We start from the raw sequence: 26,858 nt of genomic DNA, 5'->3' as shown, positions 1-26,858 counted from the left end.
TATTCGTTTATGTCTGATTCTATAGAAGAAATATCCCCGGAGGAAGTTGAGGAACTAATTAAGCAGGGAAAAGCCGAAAGTATCATTGATGTTCGTGAACATAATGAGGTTATGGGAGGGCGAATCCCTAATGCTCGTCATATCCCATTAGGGGAGATAATACAACGCACCTATGAGATAGAAAAGGAAAAGGAGCACGTTATTGTTTGTCGTTCAGGTAATCGTAGTGGACTTGCTAGCGAATGGTTACAAGAGCGCGGGTTTAAAATCAAAAATATGACAGGTGGAATGAGTAAGTGGAAAGGTGATTTAGAGGCCTAAACATACTTTTTTCAAAAAGGAGTACAGATATATGAGTGTAAAAATGATTGGTGTTAAGGAACTAGTAAAAAAAATCATCCAAGGCGAACGATTATACATCCTCGATGTGCGAACCAAGAAGAGTTTTGATGATTGGAAAGTAGAGGGGAAGAATGTTGAAGTAATTAACTTACCTTCAAGTGAGTTGTTGGAGGTTATTGATACTGTAATGGAAAAAGTACCGAAAGGAGAAAAATTATATGTTATTTGTGCAAAGGGTAAATCTTCTTTAATGGCTGCAGAGAAAATCGTTCAAAAAGGATATGATAATATCTATTCGATTGAGGGTGGGATGAGGGCATGGAGTGAACATTTGGAGCCCATTAAAGTTGGAGATTTAAATAACGGTGGGGCTCTTTATCAATTTGTACGTATAGGAAAGGGGTGTCTTTCCTATCTTATTATTTCTGATGGAAAAGGTGCATTGGTTGATACTAATCGAATGACAGATACTTACGAAGAATTTCTAACGAATCATTCTATAGAACTAACACATGTTTTTGATACCCACCTTCATGCTGATCATATTTCAGGGGGAAGGAGAATTGCAAATAAGTTAGGAGCAGCATACTATCTCCCCCCGAAGGATGCAGGGGAAGTATTGTTTGAATTTAACCCAATCAATGATGGGGATGAAATAACAGTTGGTAACTCAAAAGTTAAGGCAGTATACTCTCCGGGGCATACAATTGGAAGTACCTCTTTTATTATTGATAATGCATATTTATTGACCGGGGACATATTGTTTGTAGATTCTATTGGGCGTCCAGATTTAGCAGGTAAAGCAGAGGACTGGGTCGGTGACTTAAGAAATACCCTGTATGGTACTTATAAAGGATTAGCAGACGATTTAGTTGTTCTTCCTGCGCATTATATGGGTATAAATGAAATGAACCAAGATGGAAGTATATCTGAAAGATTAGGTGTGTTATATAAAGAAAATCATGGATTAAATATACAAGACGAAAGTGAATTTAGAAGAGCAGTCACAGATAAATTACCTCCACAACCAAACTCTTATGAAGAAATACGGCAACTTAATATGGGGAAATTAAAACGTCAAGAAGTGGAACAAAGTGAAATGGAAATAGGGCCAAATCGCTGTGCAATACGCTAGAAAGTTCTACTTTTGTGTGTATTTTTTTTATACTCTTAAAATGTTTGTTAGAAAGGTGTGATGATATTGGCAGGACATCGGTTTAAACCTGATAAAGCAGATAAGTTATTAGATCCTAAACGTAGAGAATTGGTTTCACCTGAACAAGTCGTAAAAGAATTAAAGGTTAAAAAGGAAAATATAATTGCTGATTTAGGGGCAGGTAATGGTTTCTTTACCATTCCATTAGCAAAGGCAACTGAACAGGAAGTTTATGCTGTTGATATTGAGGAAAAAATGTTAAACCTCTTAAGGGAAAATGCTAATTCTGAAAAAATTGGCAATATCCAATATGTAATTAGTGACCTAGAGGATATACGGTTGAATGACGACCTTGTAGATAAGGCCCTTATAGCCTTCGTAGTACATGAAATTCCTAATTTAATAAAGGCTCTTGGAGAATTCAAAAGGATACTGAGACCAAACGGAACTCTACTTATTCTTGAATGGGAAGCCATTGAAATGGAAATGGGACCACCATTACATGAAAGGATCTCCTCAGGTAAAATGAAAGAAATATTAATTGAAAATGATGTTGAGCCTTCAATTATTCATTTTAGTGAAGCCGTTTATGGAGCCCTTATCAATATATAAGGAGGGAAAGTCATGCAATTTGATTATACTGTTGAAACTAAGAATAATTCCAAACAGCCATATCTACATTGGAGGAAACCTTAAAAGAAGAGAAGTTTGGTGTGCTATGGGAATTTGATATTAAAGGAAAGTTACAAGAAAAGGGATTAGAATTTAATCAAGATTATAAAGTCTTAGAAGTATGTAATCCACATGAAGCCCAACGAATATTTAGTGAAAATCAGATGGTTGGGTACTTTCTACCTTGTAAAATTGTTGTTTATTCTGATCAGGGTAAAACAAAAATTGGTATGCCGAGGCCTACTAAGGTGACAAAAACTTGCGGTTTCATTTTGGATTTGCTAAAGGTCGTTATTTGTATCTATGTCAAATCAAAATAAAGTTTGCAGAATGAGAAAAAAGTCTGCTTAAGAAGAAAAAAGTTTGCACGAAGCCTCGTGGGTGTATCCAGTATATGGATATATTCATGGGGTTTTTTATGTTGAACTGTGTTCATATAGAGGTGTCCTAAAGGGCTTAATGTTCCCCTTACGGGATTAATTAGCCCAAGGGCAGAAGGGGGCATGCGTATGTCTCTCTGAGAGGATACAGCCGGCAACCAATCCAATCAACGAATGGCACAAACCCTGTAACATGTAAAACAATCCATGTGGCAATGAATAAAAAAGGATACTTTTAATCAGAATAAGATGTGCATTACCTTCTAGGTTCAAGGAATAAAGGAGTTATTTAAATGAATGAAGAACAGAGAAGTATTTTTGATAAAATAATCGAAGATTATGAAAACCTAATGTCTGAAGGTATTGATTATTGGGCTAGATTTTCAAACTTAGATACGTGGCAGTTTTGGGTCAATGTTGTATTCCTCATATTGCCTTTAATTGTTATATGGTTTTCTATTGATAAGAAGAGGGCATTATTATTGGGATTCTACGGTTTTAATGTGCACGTTTGGTTCACATACATAGATAGTTTGGGTGTTAATTTTGGGACATGGGGTTACCCATTTAAGGCGATTCCGCTATTTCCTGTTAGTTTTGCCTTAGATGTATCATTAATACCAGTTGTGTATATGTTGGTTTATCAGTGGACTTTAAACCATAGAAAAAATTATTATTTGTATTTAACCATAACAAGTGCCTTTCTTGCATTTATATTTAAACCAATCTTGGTGTGGTCAGGCCTGTTTATTTTATTGAAGGGGTTTAATTACTTTCATTTATTTTTAGGTTACTTAGTCATTATGTTGGTATCTAAATGGATAACCAATATATTTGTACATTTTCAAAGAAATGAACCGAAAACAAGTATCTGATGTTTTTATGAAAAATTAATCATAGGTCATGTCGGGAGTATAGAAATAGTAAGATGTCCCATTACTTCCTGTAAACTAAAGTGGAGGCATAGTATAACATGAGGCATAGATTAGTCTAAGAATCGGGAAACGTATCTACGATACCTCTTCTCGGTTTTTTTATTTGGAGAAGGTTTGGCAATTACTTTTCGCAGACAAGGAGGAAAGCAATGGATGGGGGTGGTGCATATGTTGTTTAGGATTCCCTTTAAAAGGTCTTCTTTATATTAGTGGTACTCCCGGCATAAGTACAGCACAAGGGCCGTGTCAATGTCTCTCTGAAGGAGTACATTAGAATCAACACAATAAGGGCAGCCCACGTCCAGCAACGTGTAACATGCCCCAAGGAAAGTCCTCGCCCTTAAAAATAAATATATATAAATAATTAGGTATAGGTCACGAGGTAAGTAGGGGAAGGGTGTGGAACAGGAGAAACCGTAAGGTATAGTAGTGTTTCCTGTTACAGCAGTCTACTCTCTCTTATATTTGGTAACTGTACATAGTAGGGGAGGAGGGAGCCAGACTATGTATGAGGCATATGGATTAGATAATTGAATCGGGAACGTATCTACGATATCACTCCTCGGTTTTTTATTTAGAGAAGGACGGGGATGGATAATCTCGGCATAAGTACAGGACAAGGGATATTTCCATGTCTCACCGAAGGGAGCATTAGAACCAACCCATTCAAAGGAAGTCGTCCTCGTCCAGTAATGTGTAATACGCTTCAGACAGCAGCACTCGCCCATAAAGAAATAATTAAAAATAAAAATAAATAATTTTGTATGGGTAACGTGGTAAGTATGGGATTAACGGTGGTATATGTGAGGAACCGTAAGGTATTATGTATAAGGCAGATGGATTAGACTATCGAATAGGAAACGTATCTTCGATACCTTTTGCCGGTATTTAATTTGGATAAAGGTGAAACGCAGAAAATCCTTTCTCCTCATTCCTCAATTCACCTTATAAGTTCAAGTCCTATTTTGAAAGAAGCAAAAGAGTAAAAGGAAAATGAGGAATTTTGGGGCATAGTCGTAATTGTATGGCTTCTTTCAAACTCACACCTAAACGGTTAAGGACATCCCCTTCTTTCGTTGATTCCCCTTCAATGTATTCTTGTCTTTTTAACACTATTGACGAGGTGCAAATAATATTACTGAAACACCCACTAAGCATATACCCGCACCTATCCAATCGTATAAATCAGGTGTTTTTTTATCAATACCCCATCCCCACAATACAGAAAGAACGATAAATACTCCTCCATAGGCAGCGTATACTCTGCCGAATGATGGGAATGTTTGAAATGTGGCAATAACACCATATAACGCCAAGGCTATTCCTCCGAAAACACCCCAATAGAATGGCTTACCTTCTCTTAACCATAGCCAAATAAGATAACCTCCACCAATCTCAGCAAATCCAGCAAATATAAACAATACAATTGCGTAAATCATTTAAAGCCCACCCTTGATAAATTTATTGACATGGTAATTATACCGTATCCCAAGGGTAGTAAAGCACTGCATTACCATAGAACAACCAGAAGGCAAGAATCGCTTATTGTACAGGTGGCACCGTAAGGTGCTCTCATAAGGTTTAGGTCACTCCCTTTGTTTGGTGATCTCTACTCTATATTTAAGCAAACTTTATTCTTACTTTTTTATTTTAGAGTTCAATTCTGGCTGAAAAGGGGCAAATCTTTGAGCAAACTTTATTCTAAAGGAATAATCTGGATAACCCCATTAAAGTCAGATTAGATAAGGGCTAAACTTGCTTCCTCGCTTCTGCAAACTTTATTCTAATTTAACAATAATCAGGTTGTTACATTGACAATTAGGTTGTGACTTAACACTTATGTGTAATTGGGCTTTTCATGACTGTTAAATTTAAAGCGATTTAAATTGAAATTTTTAATTGCAAAATAAATTTTTATAACAAAAATAAAAGAACTTGGATTAATTTCCAAGTTCTTTTTACATAAACATTTAGTTTTGAATATCATTAAATATTTTCATTAGTCTTAGGACGCCCTCAATTATAATCATTATGTATTATTAACTTCTATGCTATAGTAGAAGATGTGTTAAGATAAGAAATGGTTTCCCATAATTTTTTAATATTATCTATAGAAATACCAATAAGAAAAAAAGGGGGATTTCTATTTTGAGAATCTAATGACTAATTTATTATATCGACTATTTCAGTTGAGTCCCTTTTTTAATATGATAGTTAAAATCTAAATCTCTGCTAATATATTCACATAAACAACCTTTAAATTTCATTGTTAAAAACGGTTTTTATGTTTTAAATAAATGGATAGCACATATAATATGTACCCTTTGTAAAGGACATTTTAATACCACACCTGTCCTTATTTAAAATAGTAAAAACAAAGATCAAATGTTTATGAAAATTAGTTTATTAGGTATTGTGATTTTTGAAAAAAAGGAGCCCAAAAATAGACTCCTTTAATTTTTTAATCTTCCTCACCGTCTTCCTCATCTTCATCTTCATCTTCATCATCTTCATCATCATTTTCAATTTCAATTTCGGTTTCTTTTCCATTGGTAAATTTAATTTCAAGCTCTAGTTCTTTAATATCGTCCTTTTTAATATTAAGTCCTGACAAAATGTTCTCTAAAATTTCATCTTTTGTCATGTCCTCAGTTAAAGCTATTTCATCAACAAAGTTTTCAATCCATTCAACAGCTTGTTCACCATTATGTTTTGCTTTTCCTTCTTTAGTTTCCTCTTCAACTTCAGCCTTTACTTTTCCTTCTTCACTTTCATATTTGAGTTTTAACTTTTGGCTGTCAATCAGTTTCAGATTAAACTCAAACTCACGAATCCCATTATATCCTTCATCAATAATTTCATCTTCTAATTCTATTTCCACTTTATTGCCATTGGTAAATTTAACTTCAATTTCTAGTTCTTTATACTTACCCTCTTCAATTTGTAATGTTTCTAATACATTCATTACAATCTCATCTTTGCTCATGTCTGATGTTAAAGCTAATTGATTGATAATTTTTTCAATTAGTCGTATTGCTTCTTCGCCTTTAATTTTAGTCTCTTCATTCTCTGTTTCATTTTTTAATTCAGCCTGAATTTTCCCTTTTTTGTTTTTATACTTTAATTTATACCCTTGATTCAATCCCTCAACTTCAATCTTTAACTCTACCAAGTTAGAAGTTGTGTTAACGTCATTTTCATTGATGAGGTTTGCTTCTATCACTTTATTATCTTTAACGATCAGTGTCACGAAGTCTCCTTGCATCAACTGATCAGCAGTAATAAAGCGTTCATAGTATTGTACCAATAAGTCAGGTTGTATGCTGTATGTCATAGACTCTCCGTTAAATGTTTCAACAGTCACTGTTCCTACTACCTTCTCTGTTGATTCATTTTCCTCTTGTTCTGATTGAACTGTCTTTTGTTCAAAGGAGATGTCTGTAATCTCCCCCTGTATAGTAAGTGCACCTGACTGTTCTAAGAGATCTTCATTTGTACGCTCTAGAAATGCTGCCATTTCAGCACGTGTAACGTTTTTGTTTGGCTTAAATGTATTGTCTGAATAGCCTGCTGTAATTCCTTCTTCTGCAGCTACGTTTACATATCCGATAGCTCCAGCAGGGATGGAGTTAACGTCTTTAAACTCAGGTATATTTGTCATTTCCTGTAAAGCTACATCTTCTAACCCAAGAGCTTTAACTAGTAATTGGACAATCCATACTCTTGAGGCTGGTTGACCTGCATCAATTTTATCTTCTGTACCATTGAATAATCCATTTTCTAGGGCTATAACAACATGTCCTCTTGCCCAAGAAGGTATTTGTTCTTCATCTTTAAAATGTAGAGGTGTATCACTAGGTACGGCTAATGCTTCGTCCTCTAAATTCATTAAACGAACGGCCATGACAATCGCTTCAATTCTCTTAACAGGTTTGTTGGGGCGGAATGAACCATCCTCGTAGCCCTTAATTACATCTTTTGATTGCATTTTCCCTATGTATTCTGATGCCCAAGATGCTTCTTCTGAATCATTGAAGTCAAATGTAAAGCCTTTACGTTCTTGTGTCGAATCATTTATTCTTGTTTCCTCGTCATTTTCCTTTGTTTCTTCTGCGAAACTAGGAATTGCTAAAGTTGATATGAGGATTAATACAAGTACAATTCCTAAAAAAAATTTTGTTTTGTTCATATAATACTCTCCTTTATTTATAAAATAAAAAAAGTCTAACAATTACTTGTTAGACAGATTTACCCAAAAATTTTAGGTAGCTGGCTAACATAGATCAAAAGATCTTTAGTCCCTAAAGCTTTGCGTCCTTACCTTTCGGTAAGTTTGCCTTTAACTAAGTCAATATAATAATGTAGAGAGAGTCTAGTCCTTACTGAAAGACTATCAATTGATACATGTCCTTGCAAGGACCTATATACCCATAATGTGACGGATTATAGTAACTAAAACTATTATTAATAAGGCAATCTCTTAAAAATGCATGGTAATAAATGCCTACCAGTTGAAATTTAATATAAGCTGAGCTTCCCTAATCTAATTAGTAAAGCTTGTTGGCTGACATTGAATTTATTTGCTAATTCTTGGATGTTGTCATCACTTTCTAAATCAATTCCATCTTTAAATATGGCTTTTTTTAATACTTCCCCTGGCATTAATAGTGCGGCAGTAAATGTACTAGCTTCTATTTCTTCATAGTCAATTGCCTGAGAAGATAGTGAATTTCTAAAATAACCCCTAAAATTTCGATCAACGTGTATTTGTTCACCTTCATGTAAAACAAAATGACCAATTTCATGAGCTATTGTGAATCTGTGTCGAGTATCTGAATGGTTGTCATTTAATCCAATAATAGTTTTATTATTATCTATATAGAGAACACCAGAAATGTCACCCTTCAACGGTTCGGCTTTTATTGAAATTCCTAAACGTTTTGCAATTGATTTAACATCAATTGGAATGGTCTTAAGTTCAAATTTTTGGAGGAGTTCGTAAGCTTTTCTTTCAACATTTTCTAGTTTCATTATTTTCCCTCCTTTTCCTCCGAAATTAATTACTCTATTCAATTTAATTCTTCACTACTAATGTTATCATTTATAAAAACTTTATTTTTGTGGACTTTTATATTACGTTTTTCTCTTACTCTTATATTTTTGGTAGGAATTCAGTTGGAGACACTTATAATGCTTCTGACAAATAGTATAAAACGTGAACAGAGAGCTTTTTCAATATTTGTTACTGATGTCCTCCTGAGTCCAAGTGATTCAGCAAGAGCTTGTTGAGTAAGTCCTTTATTATTACGGATATTTTTAATCTTTTTACCAATTTATCTATAGACAAGGTGGCAAAAAAATTATGGCACCGGTGGTAAATTTCAAAGAACTATGGAATACAATTTTAATGAATAAACAAATATAAAAAGTTTTAACAAGTGAGCTAATATTATCTATGTGACAACTTGATTGTCAATTTGTCCGTGGACTTCTCAATTTTAAAACTACAATATTTAAATCTGTTTGTAATTATCAGAAAATAAACACCCCATATTACAAGTTTTTTATTTTTACTCATATTACAAGCTGAATGTAACTCAATATGTTGTGAAGTTATAATCAGGTTGTAATTTATCAATTATGTAAGGGAAGATTCTTACTGCTGCAGTTTAAAATGTTTAGTAATTAGAACGAGGTTGGGACAAATATGAATTTTCATAAAGAAAATCCAAGCGATTCTATTGAATCTGTCTGGATTATTTATTGGTTGCACATTTAAATTTGCTCCGTTAAAATACTCCGTATTCCGCGGGCAAGGCTCGAGCTAGGGAACTTCATCGAAGAAACTTCTTTGTTCCTTGTGACGAGTAACCGTAGGCGCATCCGTCGGCAGAAAAGCACTGCCTGTGGGGTCTCGAAACTCGTGCTGTTTTCGCAGGAGTCTCCGTATTTTAACTGCACTAGATATCTCCTCTTACACAATACAATAAAAAAATACTCAACTTTTTATGAACACATTTTTTTGTCCCAGCTCCTTTTTGTGAATTATCAAAGGCGAAAAGCAAGGTAGACATAGATATTTTGGAATAAAAGATCCAGGAGTTGCTAGCGTTATAACCATTAAAAATGTCTATCCCTATTATTACAGGGACAGACACTATTTTAATACTATTCATTTTCGTTTACTTCACCATTTACCTGCTCCTCAGAACAACTACTAATATCATAAGCTTCAATAATAGATTTTAAATCCTGAGATGAATAACTAAGGTTTTCTGCTGAGCTAGATACAGAGTGTAAAGCTTGAACCTGTTGATCAAGTGTGGCATTTACTTCTTGGTTAGAAGCAGCTGTTTGTTGAATACTCTCTGATATTTTTTCTGTTGCTTGCAATACTTGTTTTTTGTTTCCGTTCATCTGGTTTACTTCTTCTACATTTTGCTTGATGTTGTTATTAATGCTTTGTATGTTGCTTTCAATATTATTAAAGACATTAACAGTTTCTGATACTACCTCTTCCTGACGATTAGAGAGTCTTTTTGTTTTAGTAATAGCTTTAACTGCTTCCGATGAGCTATCTAATATTTGTTGTACTATGTCTTGTACTTCAGTTGAGGATTGAGAGGATTGTTCAGCAAGCTTACGTACTTCTTCAGCTACTACTGCAAAACCTTTTCCATGCTCTCCTGCTCTAGCCGCTTCAATGCTTGCATTTAAAGCAAGAAGGTTTGTTTGTTCAGAGACATCATTAATGCTATCTATTGAATTGTTAATCCTTTGAATTTGATTAGATAGTAACTCTATAATCTTTTCAACTTCTTTAATTTTCTCAGAAGATTCTTTAGAGCTTTCATCTAACTCATTCATTTGAGATAAGCCCGATTTATTAGCCTCTATCGCTTCTTTTGATTGTTCATTCATTTGATGAGACGTTGTTGTAACCTGTTCAATACTAGATGACAGTTTATGAATCTCTTCAATAGTCATTTCTATTTCCTCAGCAGCATTTGATGAAGTTAATGCAATTTGATCCATTGTCTTTTTAATTTCATCACTACCTGCTGTCGTCTCCTCTGAAACAGCACTAAAGTTTTCTGCTGATTCAGTAACAACTGCTGAGGAGCTTTTCGCTTTTCTAATGAAGTCTCTCATACCTTCAACCATGGAATTAAAATGATTCGTTAACCTACCAATCTCATCACTTCGATCAGAATGAACCATTACATTTAAGTTTCCTTCTGCAACTTTTTGTGTTTGTGTAGCTAGATTCTCCAAAGGGCGTGCAATTCCTCTTGCCACGAACATAATTACAATCACTACCACCATAAGTGCTACACTAACTATAATGAGCAAGTTTATTAACAATTGATTTGTTGATGCGTAAACTTCCTTAGTTGGAATTGCTAAGCCAAGTTTCCACCCTGTCTTAGAAAGTGTTGTATAAAAAACTTCTAAGACTGTATTTTCATAGTTAATATGTACATTTCCGTTCTGCTCTTCAATAATTACTTTCGCCTTATCTTTAAAATGATCCGCTATGTTTTTGTTCATTATGGTCTCTGGTTTAGGATGGGCTAGGTATTTACCATTTTGATCTATTAAAAAAGCATAGCCGCTTTCACTAACATCAATGTTGGAAACAATGTCTTGAATACTAGATAAATTGATATCACTTGATACTACTCCTTCAAACTCACTACCATCGTAAAACGGTACAGCTGTGGTTACCATCGTGATATCTGATGCTTTGTCATAGTAAGGGTTTGTCCAACCAGCCACTTCTGCATTTTTCCCAGCTTGATACCATGCCGTTGACGGGAAGTCGTAGTCAGGTGCCTCATAATCTTCTGTATAAGTGACACCGTTATCTGTTTTATAAACATATGGGCCAAAGTATCTTTCAGAAGAACTGTATGTGTATGGCTCATACCATACACCGGCTCCTAATGAATCTTCATTTGCTTGAATGGTGTTTTCCAGAATATCTTTATAATCAGATCTTGTTAGTTTTTTTCCATGTGCTTCTACAACTGCCGCTATTGACTCAGCAATTTTTTGATGTTGATTAAATTTTGTGTTTATATCATTAATGATACTTGTCTGAGTCGCATTCATTTTATCTTGTATTTCACCTTCAACTTGATTTTTAGATGTGAAGTAAGCTGCTAGTGTCACAATTAATAATGACACAACAATAATAGGTAGCAATGCAATTAACATTTTGTTTCTTAGTCGGGATTGTTTTCTATTCAATTTTATAACCTCCTATTGAAATATTTTTATTTATAATTCATTTTTATTTATCGAAGCAAGCTGATCACCCTTCCTAAGAGAATAGTCCTTGTTAATCATTGGTATTAGGACTACTCACTTTCTTAATATCGTCTGTGTTAAATAAATTTTAAACAAAAAATATAAATTTAACATTTAATGTAGCAATTCAGATTCAGAACAAATATTCCTTGACAGGAATATTCTTAATGTGGAATAATTAAATTGACAACAATATATGGCATAAAAGAGAAGAGCATGGTGGTGATATTTTATTTGTAGTAATGCAATTTTAGATTCTGAAAAATTCACATGGTGGGAGAGAATTCAACATGAACGCACAAACATTTAATGCATTGGCGGATCCTAATCGTCTTAATATCGTGGAACTGCTTATTGATGAACCACTTCCAGTGGGGGAAATTGCAAAAAAACTAGATCTAAATCAGCCCCAGGCTTCGAAACATCTTCGTGTATTGAGCGACGCTGGTCTTGTTGAGGTTCAGCCGGTAGCTAATCGTCGAATTTATAAGCTAAGAACAGAACCACTTCAAGAATTAGATCAGTGGATTAATTCCTATCGTCGTATGTGGGAAGCGCGGATGGACCGTTTGGACGATTATCTCGATGTTTTACAAGGAAAGAAACCGTTAAATTGAGGTCATACAGCCCTCACACTTTCATACATCTAGAAAACTTTCCTTATTTCTTTTTTGATCATTACTTTGAAAAAAGGTAAATAAAAATTTGAATGGAGGAGTTAAGATGTCAGTTCATGAATTAAGCTCTAGAGTAGAGAATGATAAGGTTTTGGTACTTGAACGTACTTTTGATGCACCACGTGATTTAGTGTTCAAAATGTTTAAAGATCCTGAGCACCTCAAACATTGGTGGGGACCTCGTGGCTGGGAGCTTCCAGTGTGCAACGTTGATTTCCGCCCGGGTGGTGTATGGCATTACTGTATGAAATGTGTGGATCAAAACCAAGGAGATTTCTACGGAATGGAAGCTTGGGGAAAAGCCGTTTACAAGGAAATTATTGAGCCGGAAATGATTGCTTACACGGATTACTTTTCGGATGCGGAAGGAAATATTAATGACAGCATGCCCCCATCCGAAAACACATTAGAATTCATTGACTTGGATGGCAAGACAAAGCTGATTAACCGTTCTGAATATGTATCTGAAGGGGACCTAAAAACGGTCATGGACATGGGAATGTTACAAGGCATTACCGAAACTTGGGACCGTTTGGAAGAGCGTCTTAACGAGGTTAAATAAAATCTTAATTGAAATGAGGGTATTTCAATGACCAAACAAAAAATTGTCCCGCATCTATGGTTTAATCAGGAAGCAAGTGAAGCTGCACAATTTTATACATCCATTTTTCCGGATTCAAAACTCACTAATGTCAATACGATTCACGATACTCCATCTGGGGATAGTGATGTTGTTTCTTTTCAAATCGGTGGACATTCATTTATGGCGATCAATGGTGGGCCGCATTTTCAGTTCAACCCGTCGATTTCATTTTTTGTTAACTTTGATCCATCAAGAGATCCAAATGCAAGGGAAAACTTAGATCAACTGTGGAATGACCTTTCCCAAGGTGGGACACCACTTATGCCACTTCAAGAATACCCATTCAGTAAGCATTATGGATGGATACAGGATAAGTATGGATTGACATGGCAACTCATTCTTAGGGAGCCAGATGAAATGGAGCGACCATTTATTGTACCTTCTATGATGTTTGTTCAAGATGTGTACGGTAAGGCAGAAGAAGCGAGTGACTTTTATATGTCTGTTTTCAATGAATCAAAGCGAGGTGAAATCGCTCGCTACTCTGCAGGGATGGAGCCTGATCAAGAAGGAACCGTCATGTATACCGATTTTATGATTGAGAATCAATGGTTCACGGCAATGGACAGCGCTTATCCACATAACTTCAATTTTAATGAAGCCATTTCGCTGTTAGTTCGGTGTGAAAATCAAGAAGAAATAGACTTCTATTGGGAAAAACTCTCTTCAGAACCAAGCGCTGAACAATGTGGTTGGTTGAAAGACCAGTACGGAGTCTCTTGGCAGGTTTGGCCTGAAGTGATGGGAGAAATGATGACCCACGGGACGGAAGAACAAATGGAACGATTAACAAAAACATTTCTTCAGATGAAAAAATTTAACATAGAGAAATTAAGAGAAGCATATACAGGAAAGTAGTAAAAGAAAAAGCTGGTAATCGCCAGCTTTTTCTTTTAATCTTCTTTAACAAATATGTAACTTTTACATAAGTGTATCGTCAATAACTATATAGGAAAAAAACAGGAGGTAAATACATCATGATGAAAAAATTTAGTGGTTTGTTAATTTTATTGTTATTGCTCCTCGGAGCCTGTGGGTCTAATGACGAAAATAATGATATGAATCAAGAAGATGAAAACAAGGAGCAAGAAGAACAAACGAATGAAGAAGCTGAGAATTCTGTAGATGAGAGCGAAGAAGACAAAGAGAATAGCGGTCAGTCTTTAGATGTAGAAGAAACGAAGACAGTTGATATGATGATTGAAGGGACAACTGAGGAAATGGTCGTTAACCTTCATAATCATGAAGAATTAGGTTTTTATACGTATGTGCCAGAGGATATGGTTGTCGAGTCAGATGCCGAAACATTTAATGTGTACACGAACTTCCAAGGTAATAAAAACAAAGATGCCAGATTGTTTATGATGAAACAAAGTGAAGAAGAAATTAAAGGGTACCTTGAAGGTGAAGACTTTGCGTTTTCTGATGTAGATGAGAATGCTTACGAATTTTCTAATAAAGAGTTTCACTTAGAAAAAGAAGAGTTTATTGGGCGAGTGTCACTATTTACACATAATGATGAGAATTATGTTTTAGGTTATTACTATCCAGCAGCCTTCGCTGATGGCTTTAGTCCACGATCTCATATAATAGTTGATGAAATGGAATGGCATAACAATTAAATCATTATTCTAACAAGAAAGCGATCAAGAGTCTTAGAAAATTCTAAGGCTCTTTTTTGTTTATGACCAATAAATACTTTTTTATTCGAATGTAAGTGTCCTCTCATTAATAAAATGACTAATAAGAAACGCATGTTTATGTCAAATTTTTTCAGGGAAATAACCACTAACATGTAATAAGTGTAAAGGGGATTGAATGATGTTAATAACTGATAGCCCTTATTTATTAACAAAGGAAAACCTCGAAAGCCCGAAACGACTTCCAGGATGGTTGATTAATGAATATCAAACGTTTAGCCAAATCGTAACTGAACCAACTTTTCCTTGTTTCTTTGGAAGAACAGCGCAACGTAAAGGAGAATTACGTTATTCATATATAGAGCATGATAAATGGGGACATCTCCCTGAAGCGGTTGAGAGTTTCTTAAGTTTGTTTAATGAAAAAACTCAAACAAGGCATGGCTTGTTTATTTTTGTTGAGCCAGAATCAACTGAGAAATCTATTGAGTATTATCGATCTTACTTCTGGGACATTCTTCAATACTTGCATGAACACGATCGCTTTGATTGGCCAGAAAACGCACCTAAAGATCCTGACCATTACTTATGGGATTATCATTTTGCAGGAGAACCTATTTTTGCATTTGGTAATGCCCCTGCTTATAAGCAACGAAAGACTAGGGATTTAGGCAATAGTTTAGTCTTAGGTTTTCAACCGAGACGAATATTTCAAGGGCTGGAAGGCACTGAAAAAGGTGGCATTATGTCACGTGAAAAGGTTAGAGCAAGAGTGGAAAAATGGGATGGTTTACCTAAGCACCCTGACATTAGCCATTATGGTGACCCAGATCACAATGAATGGAAACAGTCCTTTATAGGTGATGATATTGAGCCAATTAAAGGTAAATGCCCATTTCATCATAAAATTATGTAATCTGGAGGCTATTTAAATGAAAGCTGTAACAACAGTAAAACAAGTCAGTTGTGAGAATGAATATTCAACGCTTAGAGAAATCTTAGTTGTGAAGCCCACATTTATGAGAATAGCGGAAGTGATTAATGAGACCCAAAAACACTATGTAGAGAGCAACATTAATGTGCATAGGGCTCTTAAACAGCATGATGCTTTTGTGAGTGTTTTAGAAGAACATAATGTTGCAGTAAGAGAATTAGAGGCGGACCCTAAGTTAAATGAACAGGTTTTTACGAGAGATATAGGGTTTGTAGTGGGTAACGAGTTCTTTATTTCTTCTATGAATGAGCAAATACGTCAGAATGAAACGAATTACTTAGACGCTTGGCTTAAACAGAATTCAGTACCATCGCAGACTGAACTTCCCCATTCGATCGAATGGGGAAGTTCAGTCTGCGATGGTTCTACCATTTGGGTGGGGAACAGTAGAAGAACCTCAAATAAGGCCATTAAAGAGCTTCAAAATAGACTACCTCACTACCAAGTTGAATCGATTGTGGTGAAGCCTGATATTCTTCATTTAGATTGTGTGCTCAACATCTTAAGTCATGATACGGCAATTGTGTATCGCCCAGCTTTTACTTCAAATGGGTTAGAACGTCTTGAAGCTCGATTCAAACACATCATTGAAGTCGCCGAGGATGAACAATTTGAAATGGGGCCTAATGTATTGTCAATTGGAAATGAAAAAGTCATCAGCTTACCTCAAAACAAATTATTGAATAAACGTATGACAGAAGAAGGTTTCCAGGTGATTACTATACCTTTCTCTGAAATTATCAAATCAGGTGGATCATTCCGCTGTTGTACACTACCACTGGTTAGGGATGTTTAAAAATATGAAAAAACAGGAAAACATATAACAAATCCTTTGATAGGTGGTGAGATATATGAGTCAAACTGATCGTAATAAAAGGGATTTAAAGCATAAGGATAAAATTGCTGATATGCGTGACACTATTTATGAAGAGAGAAGAAACGAACTTCACAAGTTTAAAGATGAACAGTTAGTTGATGATATACCACTAGAAGATTTAGAAATTGAAGAAAAGAATAATAGAAAGAAAAAGAATAGTCAAAGCACTTCTCAGTCTGAAGAAAAATACAAAAAGTAAGAAATAAAAGGTCAGCAATTAAATTTGCTGACCTTTTTACATTTACATAAAGTCGAAGAAATACCTAATAATATGAAAAAATACTGGAGATGTATATGATAGACTATCAACCCTGCTCAAGTAACGGTTTTTAAGGGATTCTTGTTTTTCATGATCCCCAATTAATAAATCACGTTTAAGAACAGAGATTGTGACACTGCCCTGGTAACCTGCCACGCTAATAATCACTCCTGATAGAATACCGAACGTCAAATCAAAGGTTGTGAGATATGGGTAGAGTAAATAAGATGCACCTGCAGTGACTAGTAATGCACCAATAAATCCTTCCCAGGTGATATTAGGGTTAGCAGTTGGAACAACTTTTCTCTTGCCTATATAAAGAGAAACGATAAACTGTATGACATCATTCAGTTGTGTTAAAACAATGAGATATAATACTAGATTCGGTCCATACTCTGGTGAAGCAATAGGGTAATAAGCTAAGTGGCTTAAACCAAACACCATAAGCATGAGACCCCATTGTGTAAAACTGACAGAGCGAAGAAAACCTAAGGTACCTTTTCCAATGATTCGTGGTAAGGGTAAAAATAAAAAGACATAAATAGGAATAAAGACAATAAACATGCCATACCATCCAATATAAATCCAGTAAAATTGAATCGGAATCATGAGATAGGACCATAAGAATAATCGGCGATCAGATTTTCTTGACTTCATCATCGAAAAATATTCTCTTAAAGCAAAGAGGCATAAAATCATAATAGAAAATAAAGAGACCAGTGGGTTAAACAAGGTTGCAAAACAAAACACGACAAACATGCCCCACCACGTTTTCACACGTGTTAATATATTCGTAAAGTCTTTGTTGGGCTGGCTTTTCTTAAGGACATAGAATACTAGAGTCGCTACGAGTAATACGAAAAAAATGATCGATAACGTCCAAATGGTTTGTGTGATCAGACTCACCTCCATTATTTATAAAACTGCATTCATTTTACAGTAAATAGGTTATAATGGAAAGAAAGATTTTAGGGAGAGGGGATTATATGGGAGAAACTCAAAGTGTATATATTATGTTGTCTGATACAGGCACGCTATTTACAAATCTAATAAAAACCTATACAAAAGCTCCGTATAATCATGCCTCCATCTCGTTTGATCAAGAACTAAAAGACATGTACAGTTTTGGGCGTAAAAATCCCAAGAACCCTTTGCATGGTGGGTTTGTGAAAGAAGATATTTTAACCGGTACATATAGTCGATACAAAAATACAACATGTGTTATATACAAATTAGAAGTGACTCCAAGAGAAGTTGAAAAAATGAAGCGGATTATGGATGTGTTTATTAGAAAAGATGATAAATTTTTATATAATATTTTAGGAGTTGTAGGCGTTTCTATTAAAGAACCTATCGAATTTAGCAATTCTTATTTTTGTTCGCAGTTTGTCTCTGAGGTTTTAAAGCGTTCAGGGATTAAATTGTGGGATAAACTCCCTGCAATGGTGACACCAGAGGACTTTCGCAAAAGTAATCAACTAGAGTTAATTTATGAAGGGAAGTTGTTTGATTTTGACCCGGTGAAAAAACAGATAATAAATCACTAAGTAATCAGGTGGCTATTGGTAGCTGCCTGTTTTTTATTGGGAGAAGTGTGCACAATAGGGTTAGTTCATGTGGAAAAAATTGCACTTAACATAAAGAGTTAAAAGTTAATGGTTAGAGGGTATACACCAACTATGTCAAAGACAAGAAAGAAGGACTTCTGATGAATAAAGGCAAAGTTTGGATTCAAGTAAGAGATAGTTTCTGGTTCTTACCAGCTATATATAGCATTTTTTCATTATTAGCTGTAGCGGTTATTAGTTATATGGATCAATGGGTTTTATCTGCAATAAAAAACGATATTCCAGCCATCTTTTTAACCGAAAAGGCAGTTGCTCAGACTATTTATGGCTCTATGGTTACAGCTATTTTAACAATGACAACGATCAGCTTCTCTACCATTATGGTCGTGTTGTCTACTTATAGCACGCAATTTTCGCCGCGTACGTTGCAAGACTTTATGAAAAGTCGCGTAACACAACACGTTTTAAGTGTTTTCTCATTCGGTTTTATTTTTTCACTCGTAAACTTGTTTTTATTAGGTAAAGATAAAAGTTCCGAATTGTTTAGTCCATTTTTCACGATATTAGTTTCAATTGTTTGTTTAGCGTTCTTCTTACTATTCATTCATCATTCATCTCGATTTTTGAAAGTTAATAATTTAATTGGTACGATTCGTTCAAGTACTTCCAATCTCATTCAGAAAACCTTTAAGGAAAAAGAGTATCACGAATATTGTGAGTGGAGCGATTCAGATCTAAATCAACTAGAGAAAGATGCAGCCAAAGTGATTAAAGCCAAAAAATCAGGTTATGTACAAAGTATTCAATTTAAATCTTTAATCGATTGGGCACAACAAAATGATGTGGTACTTGAGGCAAACATTTTCGTTGGTGAGTATATTCAAAATGGGATGGACTTATTTTATTATTGGGGCAAAGAAGATGATGAAAAAGTCGATTTAGATGGGTGTCTTCAATGCGTTCTGGTAGGTAATGAGAGAGTGGATACTCAAGATGTTGAATTTTCCATTCAGAAGCTGGTCGAAATTGCGGTCCGTGCAATTTCCCCGAGTTTAAATGACCCACACACTGCGACAAACTGTATTAATCGCATAGGGTCATTACTAATAGAGTTAGGCTCTGTATATGAACCCATCCGTTATTTCGCAGACGATGATGAGAATCTACGAATAATAGTGGAGCCATTAACTTTTCAAGAGTATTTATATAAGAGTTTTTATCAGATTCGACTCTATGGTTATCACGATATTTCAGTGATGAATAGTGTGATTGAAGTTCTTTATAAGATGGCGCATGTTCATGGTGAAAAAATCGAGAAAGACGTTTGGCGATTTGGCAAATATATGATTAAGGCTGTTGATGTTGAAAAGATGGACGAGTTAGATTTTAATCATTTTAATAATCAAGTTCAAAAATTAGCAACAGCCTGCGGTGAGGAAATTCAACTTAGATAAAGATAAAGTCAGATAACACTTAGAGGTTATCTGACTTTTTTTATATATTAAAAATCATATTTAGCATCTTCTTCTTCGCGAATGCGTTGGTAAGTCTGGGTCAGTACAACAGTATCCTCGACTAATCGCTCAATTCGGAAAAGAACATCGTGATTTATAATTTCCTTTCGCTGAAAGTCTTCTTCTTCAATAAAGACGTATGATTGAACGATTTGAGCTTTCATATAGCCCAGAATAGGCTTGAGTTGATTCTCTAATATTAAGTAATGCTTTGGTGAACCAGCAGTAGCTAACATGCTGACCACTTTATCTCGAAAAGCATTAACAGGTAGTAGATCAAAGATATTTTTTAATGTAGCTGGAATGGATGCCTGGAAAATAGGAGTGCCTATAATAATGGCATCAGCTTCCATGATCGTTTGAGTGACATACCCCGTATCCCCGTCATACTCCAGATAGTTTCTCCCATCACTGAATTGTATATCATAATCAGCGAGATCAATTAATGTAAAATTATGATCTGCATATTTATCTTTTATTGTGTTTGCCGTGTAGTCTATGGCCGTTCTTGTTTTAGAACCGACACGGGAACCCGATAAAGCAACAATGTTCATTTAAATGGCCTCCTATCCTTTTGCCGTATGTTTTTTAATCGCTGGTAAAATTTCTGTTCCAATAATATCGATATTACGTTTTAATTGGTCAAATGGCATACCACCGAAATCCATTTGAGCGATATAACGCTGATGGCCGAATAGTTCATGCTGATACAGAATCTTCTCAATGATCTCTTGAGGACTTCCGATATTCATGACATCACGAGGGTCTGCGCCTTGGGCAAAGTGTTGTTTCGGGAATCCTTGGCCATTTGTTTTCTTCATGCCTTCGTTAATATGAGGATATAGCTCTTTTAATGCCTGTTGAGACGTTTCAGCAGCATAGAAAAATCCAGCCGTAGACACAGGAAAGTCTGCGGGGTCATAACCACTGCCTTGTAATGCATCGCGATAAGCATCGATCGAACGCTTGAACACAGTTGCGGGTCCCCCTAAATGTGCTAAGTACATCGGTACTCCAGCATACCCTGCTTTTCTAGCGCTTGCAGGTGTCCCACCCACGGCACGCCATATTGGTAATGACCCGTCTTTTGGTCGAGGTAACACCTTGGCATTTCGAAGGGGAGCGCGATACTGACCTTCCCAGTTTACAATCTCGTTTTCGTTGATTTGCAGTAGAAGGTCAAACTTTTCTTCATATAGTTCTTCATAATCCCTTAAGCTATATCCGAGTAAATCAAAGTTTCCAACTCGAGATGCACGGCCAGCTACAATTTCTGCTCGACCTTTTGAAATCAGGTCCAGTGTTGCAAAATCTTCATATGCTCTTACCGGATCGAGTGTACTGATGATTGTAGATGAGCTTGAGATTTTAATTTTTTCAGTTGCCTGTGCAATCGCAGAAAGAACGACTGTGTGAGCTTGTGTGGTGAAATACTCCTGATGACTCTCACCGACACTAAAGAAATCAATGCCAGCCTGTTCAGCTAACTGAGCCAGTTCAATGATTTCATGAATACGCTGTTCGGCAGAAATACGTTCACCTGTTTGCGGGTTAGGCAAGTGATCGCCTAATGTATATAAACCAAATTCAAGTCCGTTGTTTGGATTGATGCGGAATTGTTCCATTATAGAGTCAACCTTTCTAGTTTTCTTGATATTAAGATTTGTACCATAATTTATGATAACGCAAGCGCGTATTTAAGTTAACTTCTACGCCTTGTAGTCTTTCATCTGCTTCAATACAAATATGATATTTACGTTGATATAAGAAGATCATGTAATAGTGATCAAGCAGATATTCTTCAACAATCCTTAAGTTATGGCAAGCTACTTCGGTATTAGGGCTGTTCCATACTGTTTCCAACATAGATTCTATATGTACTCTTACGTCTGTAGGTACTGTATTAAGAATAAAGCTGTTAGGGGAAGTGAAAGCATTCATTAAGGAAACAAGTCGGTCTTCACCTAATTCCATACCAGCTATGATGATATCTGTTTGTCGAAGATTTCTCTTATTAGCTAATTCTTTAATATCAACCACTTTAGTCTCTAAATGTATACCGATGTCTTTAAATACTTCCTTTAAAGCAGTTAGTTCATATTTAAAATACGCATTATGGCTTAGACAAGTAGACGTTAAGGTTAGCTTTTCTCCTTCGAACCCTTGTTTCTTAAACCATTCTTTAGCTTTTTGGGTGTCCGAACTCTGTCTTAGAACACCTGAGTTTTCATTGAAAAAACTATCAGGAAACCATACATCATGACTTGGATGTTCTTTAAAAAGCTTTGTTCGATCTAAAGCTTTTGATAACATTTCTGGAAAATCTGGATGCCTGTGCAATCCAGGTTTTTGGTGATTAATTGTTAGGTATACACCACCCATGGAAGGGCGAAACCAATCTAGCGTCTTAACTTTATTAGTATCATTATTTACAATACGGTAATAAACCTGTCTCCTGGAATGGTTAGGTCTCTTAGGGATACTGTAGAGTTCTATTTGGTCTAGCATCGGTCGGAAGCCATAATAGTGATCAAAAGCTTCTAATATAAGGTGACCTTCTTCATGCTTAATCATACGATAGGGGCCAGTTCCTACCGGTAACATACGAAATGCTTCAGGATTTTGTTTATAAGTTTGAACAGGTATAATACTCGCTTTATAACCTGTGAAAAGATGCAAGAATAATTGATTTGGTTTTGATAGTTTAAACTCTACAATATTAATCGTAGGGGTGTTGATGTCAGTGATTCCTTTAACCATGTCTTGCTTCCAATTCGCACTTTGTTTATGCTTCCACATTAGTACATTTTCTTTAATTGTATGAGAAGTTAAGGGCTCGCCGTTATGAAAATAAATCCCTTTTCTCAAATAAATTCTCCATACTCTTCCGTTTGAAGATGCTTCCCAATCATGAGCTAATTCGGGTATGAAAGATTGACTTTCAAAGTTGTAATCGACTAAACGATTGTATATATGTTCTGCAATATGGCTTTCATGCCTTGTAGTTGTCTCCCAAGGGATGAGTGAATTCATGGTGTAATAGTATGGATAGCTTAATACATCTAATCCTTTATTATGTTTATGAGCTGGTGTCCAGTGAAACTGATTTTCTAGCCATTGTACAAACGGTGTTTCAAGGTTAGATTGATTCTCCATCCATCTTAGAGCCTTAGAAATGTTACCTTGCTTAATCCAGTTCTGAACTTCTTGCTCTTCAATTTCTTTAGGCTTCTTGAGAAGTTTAATAGTGGAAGCTTTTCCTCGACCTGGATTAGGCGACCAATTAATCCATTCTTTCTCACTCAACTTTTTTATGATGGTTTTTGTGTGACGAACTGAACAATCCAACTCATTGGCTATCTCGGTTATGTAGATATCCTTTGCATCACAGCCCCATTTATTAAAAAGGGTGAAGTAATGTTCCTTCATTTTCATCCTCTTTTCATCCCTTTCTCATTAAAAGGTGAAGTAAGTCTTGGTTGAAATTCCGTTCTTTTAATTCCTGTTTTATCTTTGTAACATAGAATGAAAGATTAATCTACAATTTTGGAAAAGTTGGGGGATATAATGAATTCAAATATTGCACAAACTCAATTAGAGTCAGAAAGAGAGAGTTCGATATGGAAAAATAAACAGTTTTTGTTTTTATGGACAGGAAGTTCAATTAATAGTTTGACGTTTCATGTATTTGTATTAGCCATTCCTATTATCATTTATGAGTTAACCCAATCAACTTTAGCGATGAGTGCAATGCGAGCAATTCAATTTATACCTAATGTACTATTAGGTATAGTTATTGGAGTCATCGTTGATCGCTTAAACCGGAAAAGGTTGATGCTGAATGCGTTAACAACTCAAATTGTGATAATAGCTAGTTTTGTTATTTTATTATTTAGTAATAGTTTGCAATTATGGCACTTATATTTGCTAGGGTTTGTACTCTATTCAAGTAGCTATGCCTTTGGGAATGCCTATCACACTATTTTGCCGTTGATAATGCCTAAGGGGCAATTAACTACTGCGAATTCTGCGTTATCATTTGTTAGTACATTAATTAATTTAGTTGGTCCGGCTTTTGCTGGGTTTGTCTTACTTTATATGAGTTATACAGTTGGTTTAACGGTGACATTAGCGGGGATGTTAGTTTTACTTATATTAACTAGTTTTGTGCAAATTCCTCATCAGGAGAAGGACACTCGAAAGCTTGACCGTCAAGGGATTTGGCTAGATATAAAAGAAGGATGGCAGCAATTAGTTGCAACAAAGGAATTATGGATTGCAACATTAATGGTACTTGTTTCAAATTTTGCATCTTCATTGTCAGGTGCAGTTTTAATTTTCTACGCATTAGATTCATTTAAAATTAATTCTGGTGAACTCGGATTTATTTTTTCTGCAAGTGCTGTAGGTGGTTTTATTGCAGCTTTTGTCGCTAAAAAAAGTAGGGAGTGGGCTTCAAGAGGGCAGCTTTTCATTACAGCTTACTATTTTGCTGTTGCAGGTCAGTTTATACTCTTTCTATCCATGAATTGGTACTGGTTAGCAATCGGAATGTTCTTACTAGGAATTCAAGTGACTTTCTTTAATATTCATTACTTAACCTTACGACAAGAAGCCACACCTAATCATTTGCTTGGTCGAGTAGCAGGCACTTCTTCAATGATTATGAAACTAGCAGCACCATTCGGTTATTTAGTTGCTGGTCTACTAGGAGAAGTTATTCCTGTACACTATATTTTCTTAGGGTCAACAATAATCTACTTGGCCGTAATCTTAGTAGCTATTAGAACACCGCTTTATAAAATGAAATAATAATGATTGTGAGAAAATTTGGTATAATATGTATGATACATGAAACACAGTCAATTAGGAGTGATTGTTTGAAAGGTCCTTTTTTAACTGCTAGTGCCATTTAGGGGACGAATGCCTTAAGTCAGTGATTGAGGATGAACACATACTGGTGGGAGGTGGCTTGTCTGCCTGACAGTGGTTGATACAATTCTAAAGTCAATCGTGGTTCGGATCTTGAGATGAAAGATGCTCAAGTGAAGTCGGAACCAGAGGTAATCGCTGAGTAGGTCTCAGCGGTGAATACGTCACTTCTCTTCAAAAGCCTGAAGCTACATACGTAGTAAAAACCAAACGGAACCCTTTTCTCCAAGATAAAAAATAATCTTGGAGGAATGGCACATGAGTAGGGATTTAGAAAACACAGCTTTTCAATGTGAACATTGTGGTTCACAAATTAAACCTTTAACTAACGGAAGTTTCCGAAATCATTGTCCTTTTTGCTTATATTCGAAGCATATGGATAACATGCCTGGAGATCGTAAAAGTGATTGTAAGGGACTTATGGAACCAATTGGTTTTGATTATTCGAGTAAAAAAGGCTATCAACTAATCCACAAATGTAGGAATTGTGGTAAAGTCGGCAAAAATAAGGTTGCCGTAAATTCTGTACAAGAAGACAATTTAATTGAATTTATTAAAACAACTGTTTGAACTATGACTGTCTTTTACATGTATCAATGTTTAAAGAGGTCTCATAATGGGGCCTCTTTATCTTCTGTTCATATATTTAGAATGTAAAAAAGATGAGCACGCAGCTCATCTTTTTTTAAATTAACCTTTTTATTTAGTAAACGCTTCAGTCAATGGTGGTACGATTTGTTTCTTACGTGACACGACACCTTTTAATGTCGCTTGACCATCTTGGAGTTGAGAATTGAATGCTTTCTCAACTTTATCTGAATGATCACCTAAAGCAATAACTGTTGAGTCGTTCGTTAAAATATCGGTAATTGCAAAAACAAATAGGCCCAAGCCTTTTTCGTTGATAGTATTTGTCATTGCATTTTCAATTTCATTTCGACGTTCTAGTACTTCATTTGTATCTACAGTATTTACTTGGCCAATTTCAACTTTCTGACTGCCCATTGTAAATTCTTTCGCATCTAGTGAAATAAGTTCTTCAGCAGATTTTTGGCTTAAGTCTGCTCCTGCTTTAAGCATATCTAAACCATACTCTTCAGCATTAACGCCTGCAATGTCAGCTAGTTCTTTAGCTGCTGCTACGTCTTCGTCTGTACAAGTTGGAGACTTGAATAAAAGTGAGTCAGAAATAATGGCTGATAGCATTAATCCTGCTACTTCTTTTTTAACCTCTACGCCTTTTTCTTTATAAAGCTTTAATAGGATTGTAGCTGTACATCCTACTGGCTCAACGCGCATCATTAATGGATCACTAGTCTCGAAATTGCTTACACGGTGGTGGTCAACAACTTCAGCAATACGAACATCAGCAATGTCTTCTGCACTTTGTTGGAATTCGTTATGGTCGACAAGAATAACTGTGTTGGCTTCTTTTGAAGCTTGCTCTACTAATCGAGGAGCCTCAACTTTGAAATAGTCTAAGGCGTATTGTGTCTCAGCATTTACTTCGCCAAGTCTTGTTGCTTCAACATTAAAGCCTAATTCTTTTTTTAGATCAGCATAAGCAATAGCTGCTGTAATTGAATCTGTATCAGGATTTTTGTGTCCGAAAACTAACATCTTTTCCATGATTATTACTCCTTTATTTAATCTTCTACATAGAATAATAACAGATTTTTAACCGTTCTTCCTAATCTCATCCCTTTTTTAACAAGAAAATTTTTAAGATTGGACTTATCGGAATAAGACATGCATTCATTCTCATACTTCTTATTAAGAGGAGTGGGGAAACTGATGATGAGACAAATAGATTGGCAGCTTGTTTCCTTCGTAGGTGCGTCTTTATTAAAGGAGTATTGGCTATATTATCGACTGCCACAGATTTATTATTGGGAAAGTCATATAGAATATCGAAAGAAAAAATGAATTTGTAAAAAATAACCTTAAGGGATATGA

The 26,858-nt window shown here is 35.5% G+C and carries 26 protein-coding genes, 1 pseudogene and 1 riboswitch; of the genes and pseudogenes, 17 read left to right on the top strand and 10 right to left on the bottom strand.

Annotated elements, in window-relative coordinates; translation table 11 throughout:
* Nucleotides 1–9: 9 nt before the first annotated feature.
* From E3U55_RS08805 to E3U55_RS08785, 5 genes and pseudogenes are all read left to right on the top strand, one after another.
* Nucleotides 10–321, top strand: a complete 312-nt coding sequence (locus tag E3U55_RS08805) for a rhodanese-like domain-containing protein (RefSeq protein WP_134340072.1) — start codon at nucleotides 10–12, stop codon at nucleotides 319–321.
* Nucleotides 322–352: 31 nt separating this feature from the next.
* Nucleotides 353–1,477 carry an MBL fold metallo-hydrolase gene (locus E3U55_RS08800; protein WP_134340071.1) on the top strand — a complete coding sequence of 375 codons (1,125 nt, stop codon included), beginning with the start codon at nucleotides 353–355 and terminating at the stop codon, nucleotides 1,475–1,477.
* Nucleotides 1,478–1,537: 60 nt separating this feature from the next.
* On the top strand, nucleotides 1,538–2,110 hold the full coding sequence (locus E3U55_RS08795; protein WP_228547518.1) for a class I SAM-dependent methyltransferase: 573 nt from the start codon (nucleotides 1,538–1,540) through the stop codon (nucleotides 2,108–2,110).
* A gap of 12 nt (nucleotides 2,111–2,122) precedes the next feature.
* A pseudogene (locus E3U55_RS08790) lies at nucleotides 2,123–2,421 on the top strand (DUF302 domain-containing protein); the annotation flags it as partial.
* 422 nt (nucleotides 2,422–2,843) lie between these two features.
* Nucleotides 2,844–3,425, top strand: coding sequence for a CBO0543 family protein (locus E3U55_RS08785; protein ID WP_134340070.1), 582 nt, complete (start codon nucleotides 2,844–2,846; stop codon nucleotides 3,423–3,425).
* A 1,172-nt stretch (nucleotides 3,426–4,597) separates the two neighbouring features.
* Here E3U55_RS08785 and E3U55_RS08780 read toward each other — a convergent pair.
* From E3U55_RS08780 to E3U55_RS08760, 5 genes are all read right to left on the bottom strand, one after another.
* Complete coding sequence (locus E3U55_RS08780) at nucleotides 4,598–4,924, bottom strand: YnfA family protein (RefSeq protein WP_134340069.1); 327 nt, start codon at nucleotides 4,922–4,924, stop codon at nucleotides 4,598–4,600.
* Nucleotides 4,925–5,946: 1,022 nt separating this feature from the next.
* Nucleotides 5,947–7,674, bottom strand: a complete 1,728-nt coding sequence (locus E3U55_RS08775; RefSeq protein WP_134340068.1) for an S-layer homology domain-containing protein — start codon at nucleotides 7,672–7,674, stop codon at nucleotides 5,947–5,949.
* 72 nt (nucleotides 7,675–7,746) lie between these two features.
* Nucleotides 7,747–7,833, bottom strand: a riboswitch (cyclic di-GMP riboswitch).
* Between the two features lie 170 nt (nucleotides 7,834–8,003).
* Nucleotides 8,004–8,516 carry an ImmA/IrrE family metallo-endopeptidase gene (locus E3U55_RS08770; protein WP_134340067.1) on the bottom strand — a complete coding sequence of 171 codons (513 nt, stop codon included), beginning with the start codon at nucleotides 8,514–8,516 and terminating at the stop codon, nucleotides 8,004–8,006.
* A 140-nt stretch (nucleotides 8,517–8,656) separates the two neighbouring features.
* Nucleotides 8,657–8,806, bottom strand: a complete 150-nt coding sequence (locus E3U55_RS17975) for a helix-turn-helix domain-containing protein (RefSeq protein WP_407644110.1) — start codon at nucleotides 8,804–8,806, stop codon at nucleotides 8,657–8,659.
* A gap of 847 nt (nucleotides 8,807–9,653) precedes the next feature.
* Complete coding sequence (locus E3U55_RS08760) at nucleotides 9,654–11,738, bottom strand: methyl-accepting chemotaxis protein (RefSeq protein ID WP_134340066.1); 2,085 nt, start codon at nucleotides 11,736–11,738, stop codon at nucleotides 9,654–9,656.
* A 350-nt stretch (nucleotides 11,739–12,088) separates the two neighbouring features.
* Here E3U55_RS08760 and E3U55_RS08755 point away from each other — a divergent pair, with 350 nt between their 5' ends.
* The 7 genes from E3U55_RS08755 (at nucleotide 12,089) to E3U55_RS08725 (ending at nucleotide 16,828) form a co-directional block, all read left to right on the top strand.
* Nucleotides 12,089–12,415 (top strand): ArsR/SmtB family transcription factor, encoded by a 327-nt coding sequence (locus tag E3U55_RS08755; RefSeq protein ID WP_134340065.1) that lies wholly within the window; start codon nucleotides 12,089–12,091, stop codon nucleotides 12,413–12,415.
* A gap of 106 nt (nucleotides 12,416–12,521) precedes the next feature.
* Nucleotides 12,522–13,037 carry an SRPBCC domain-containing protein gene (locus E3U55_RS08750; RefSeq protein ID WP_134340064.1) on the top strand — a complete coding sequence of 172 codons (516 nt, stop codon included), beginning with the start codon at nucleotides 12,522–12,524 and terminating at the stop codon, nucleotides 13,035–13,037.
* Nucleotides 13,038–13,064: 27 nt separating this feature from the next.
* The gene (locus E3U55_RS08745; protein WP_228547517.1) at nucleotides 13,065–13,976 is read left to right on the top strand and encodes a VOC family protein; all 912 of its coding nucleotides are present in this window, start codon (nucleotides 13,065–13,067) and stop codon (nucleotides 13,974–13,976) included.
* Between the two features lie 119 nt (nucleotides 13,977–14,095).
* Nucleotides 14,096–14,740 (top strand): hypothetical protein, encoded by a 645-nt coding sequence (locus E3U55_RS08740; RefSeq protein WP_134340062.1) that lies wholly within the window; start codon nucleotides 14,096–14,098, stop codon nucleotides 14,738–14,740.
* A 199-nt stretch (nucleotides 14,741–14,939) separates the two neighbouring features.
* Complete coding sequence (locus tag E3U55_RS08735; RefSeq protein ID WP_134340061.1) at nucleotides 14,940–15,674, top strand: YqcI/YcgG family protein; 735 nt, start codon at nucleotides 14,940–14,942, stop codon at nucleotides 15,672–15,674.
* 16 nt (nucleotides 15,675–15,690) lie between these two features.
* Complete coding sequence (locus E3U55_RS08730; RefSeq protein ID WP_134340060.1) at nucleotides 15,691–16,548, top strand: dimethylarginine dimethylaminohydrolase family protein; 858 nt, start codon at nucleotides 15,691–15,693, stop codon at nucleotides 16,546–16,548.
* Nucleotides 16,549–16,603: 55 nt separating this feature from the next.
* Nucleotides 16,604–16,828, top strand: a complete 225-nt coding sequence (locus E3U55_RS08725; protein WP_134340059.1) for a hypothetical protein — start codon at nucleotides 16,604–16,606, stop codon at nucleotides 16,826–16,828.
* 42 nt (nucleotides 16,829–16,870) lie between these two features.
* Here E3U55_RS08725 and E3U55_RS08720 read toward each other — a convergent pair whose 3' ends face one another.
* Nucleotides 16,871–17,800, bottom strand: a complete 930-nt coding sequence (locus tag E3U55_RS08720) for a phosphatidate cytidylyltransferase (RefSeq protein ID WP_134340058.1) — start codon at nucleotides 17,798–17,800, stop codon at nucleotides 16,871–16,873.
* 74 nt (nucleotides 17,801–17,874) lie between these two features.
* On the opposite strand from E3U55_RS08720, the gene E3U55_RS08715 reads away from it, so the two are divergent.
* Nucleotides 17,875–18,435 carry a C40 family peptidase gene (locus E3U55_RS08715; RefSeq protein WP_134340057.1) on the top strand — a complete coding sequence of 187 codons (561 nt, stop codon included), beginning with the start codon at nucleotides 17,875–17,877 and terminating at the stop codon, nucleotides 18,433–18,435.
* Nucleotides 18,436–18,596: 161 nt separating this feature from the next.
* Nucleotides 18,597–19,910 (top strand): DUF2254 domain-containing protein, encoded by a 1,314-nt coding sequence (locus E3U55_RS08710; protein ID WP_134340056.1) that lies wholly within the window; start codon nucleotides 18,597–18,599, stop codon nucleotides 19,908–19,910.
* A gap of 47 nt (nucleotides 19,911–19,957) precedes the next feature.
* Here E3U55_RS08710 and E3U55_RS08705 read toward each other — a convergent pair whose 3' ends face one another.
* The 3 genes from E3U55_RS08705 to E3U55_RS08695 are packed head-to-tail and all read right to left on the bottom strand — an operon-like array spanning nucleotide 19,958 to nucleotide 23,399.
* A complete protein-coding gene (locus E3U55_RS08705) occupies nucleotides 19,958–20,524 on the bottom strand; it encodes an NADPH-dependent FMN reductase (RefSeq protein WP_134340055.1) in 567 nt (188 codons plus the stop codon).
* Between the two features lie 12 nt (nucleotides 20,525–20,536).
* Nucleotides 20,537–21,595 (bottom strand): LLM class flavin-dependent oxidoreductase, encoded by a 1,059-nt coding sequence (locus E3U55_RS08700; RefSeq protein WP_134340054.1) that lies wholly within the window; start codon nucleotides 21,593–21,595, stop codon nucleotides 20,537–20,539.
* A 31-nt stretch (nucleotides 21,596–21,626) separates the two neighbouring features.
* On the bottom strand, nucleotides 21,627–23,399 hold the full coding sequence (locus tag E3U55_RS08695; protein ID WP_194840854.1) for an ABC transporter substrate-binding protein: 1,773 nt from the start codon (nucleotides 23,397–23,399) through the stop codon (nucleotides 21,627–21,629).
* 138 nt (nucleotides 23,400–23,537) lie between these two features.
* Here E3U55_RS08695 and E3U55_RS08690 point away from each other — a divergent pair, with 138 nt between their 5' ends.
* Both E3U55_RS08690 and E3U55_RS08685 read left to right on the top strand, forming a co-directional pair.
* Nucleotides 23,538–24,782, top strand: a complete 1,245-nt coding sequence (locus E3U55_RS08690; RefSeq protein WP_134340052.1) for an MFS transporter — start codon at nucleotides 23,538–23,540, stop codon at nucleotides 24,780–24,782.
* Between the two features lie 378 nt (nucleotides 24,783–25,160).
* Nucleotides 25,161–25,472: an RNHCP domain-containing protein gene (locus tag E3U55_RS08685; RefSeq protein WP_134340051.1), complete on the top strand. Its 312-nt coding sequence runs from the start codon at nucleotides 25,161–25,163 to the stop codon at nucleotides 25,470–25,472.
* 129 nt (nucleotides 25,473–25,601) lie between these two features.
* Here E3U55_RS08685 and E3U55_RS08680 read toward each other — a convergent pair whose 3' ends face one another.
* Nucleotides 25,602–26,531: a manganese-dependent inorganic pyrophosphatase gene (locus tag E3U55_RS08680; protein ID WP_134340050.1), complete on the bottom strand. Its 930-nt coding sequence runs from the start codon at nucleotides 26,529–26,531 to the stop codon at nucleotides 25,602–25,604.
* A 165-nt stretch (nucleotides 26,532–26,696) separates the two neighbouring features.
* Here E3U55_RS08680 and E3U55_RS17820 point away from each other — a divergent pair, with 165 nt between their 5' ends.
* Nucleotides 26,697–26,828, top strand: coding sequence for a hypothetical protein (locus E3U55_RS17820; RefSeq protein WP_267195386.1), 132 nt, complete (start codon nucleotides 26,697–26,699; stop codon nucleotides 26,826–26,828).
* The last annotated feature ends 30 nt before the right edge of the window (nucleotides 26,829–26,858 follow it).

This window comes from Filobacillus milosensis (assembly GCF_004402015.1).
In the GTDB taxonomy this organism is placed as follows: Bacteria; Bacillota; Bacilli; order Bacillales; family Alkalibacillaceae; genus Filobacillus; species Filobacillus milosensis.
The sequence above is the reverse complement of the archived record's forward strand: the minus strand, read 5'-3'. Positions and strand labels throughout refer to the sequence as shown.